The organism is Frigoribacterium faeni, from assembly GCF_007988805.1.
Lineage (GTDB): Bacteria > Actinomycetota > Actinomycetes > Actinomycetales > Microbacteriaceae > Frigoribacterium > Frigoribacterium faeni.
Genome location: NZ_BJUV01000077.1, coordinates 1 through 1,217 on the forward strand (window position 1 = coordinate 1; position 1,217 = coordinate 1,217).

Sequence of the window (1,217 nt, forward strand, 5' to 3'; positions counted from 1 at the left end):
CCCACGACTCGTTCTCCATCGAGCGCAGCGTCCTCTCGAACGACGCCCAGGTGCTCTGCATGGGGCAGCGCGTCGTCGGCCTCGAGGTCGCCCGCCGCATGGCGAAGGAGTGGCTCGGCTACGAGTTCGACACGACGAGCGCGTCGGCCGAGAAGGTGAACGCGATCTGCCAGTACGACGGTTCCGCACCGGTCGGAGTCGATACCGCGACGCCGGCGTCGAAGGATCCTGCGACCGAGGGGTCCACCCGGGGCGGAGCGACCGCGTGAGCGGCGTCGATTCGGTCCTCGTCGCCGGACCCGAGAGCGTCGACCTGTCGTTCTCGCTGGCCGGCCGTCGGGCGCTCGTCACGGGCGGGGCGTCGGGCATCGGTGCCGCGATCGTCGCCGCGTTCGCCGAGAAGGGCGCGCACGTCGCCGTGGTCGACGTCAAGGCCGAGGCGGCGGTCGCCGCAGCGGCCGCCCTCGGCCCCGAGCACGTCGGTCTCGAGGGCGACGTGACGTCGCCCGAGTCGGTGACCGCGGCCGTCGACGCCGCGGTCGCGCATCTCGGCGGTCTCGACATCGTCGTCAACTGCGCCGGGGTGGCGCTGCTCGACTCCGCCGAGTCGCTCTCGCCGTCGGCCTGGTCGACGACGCTCGCGGTGAACCTGACGGGCACGTTCCTCGTCTCCCAGGCCGCGGGTCGCGTCATGCTCGAGGCCGGTCACGGCCGTGTGATCAACCTGGCGTCGCAGGCCGGAACGGTCGCGATCGACGGGCACGCCGCGTACAGCGCCTCGAAGTTCGGGGTCATCGGGTTGACCAAGACGCTCGCCCTCGAGTGGGGAGGCCGAGGCGTCACGGCGAACACGATCTCGCCGACCGTCGTGCTGACCGACCTCGGGCGTTCCGCCTGGGACAACGACAAGGGCGTCAAGCACCAGTCCGAGATCCCGACGGGGCGTTTCGCGGTGCCCGGCGAGATCGCCGCGGCCGCGGTGTTCCTCGCGTCCGACGCGGCGGCGATGGTGAACGGGGCCGACCTCCTCGTCGACGGAGGCTTCACGATCCGCTGACCCGCGCCTCCGCGGGGCCCGCACGCCCCGCGCACCGCACCGCGTTCCGTACACCGCACCGTGTCTAGTCGTGGTGCGTTGCACGGGACACGGTGCGGTGCGGGCGGGGCCTGTCCGCGCGACCGCACCGGGTTTCGTGCGCTGCCGTCTCCCTCGCTCC

Annotated in this window: 2 protein-coding genes; both read left to right on the top strand. The window is 72.6% G+C overall.

Going from position 1 to position 1,217, the window contains the following annotated elements; translation table 11 throughout:
• A partial coding sequence (locus FFA01_RS15780) for an RpiB/LacA/LacB family sugar-phosphate isomerase (protein ID WP_208720958.1) occupies positions 1 to 269 on the top strand: 269 nt, incomplete at its 5' end.
• A complete protein-coding gene (locus tag FFA01_RS15785) occupies positions 266 to 1,057 on the top strand; it encodes a GolD/DthD family dehydrogenase (protein ID WP_146857135.1) in 792 nt (263 codons plus the stop codon). The genes FFA01_RS15780 and FFA01_RS15785, both read left to right, overlap by 4 nt.
• Positions 1,058 to 1,217 lie beyond the last annotated feature (160 nt).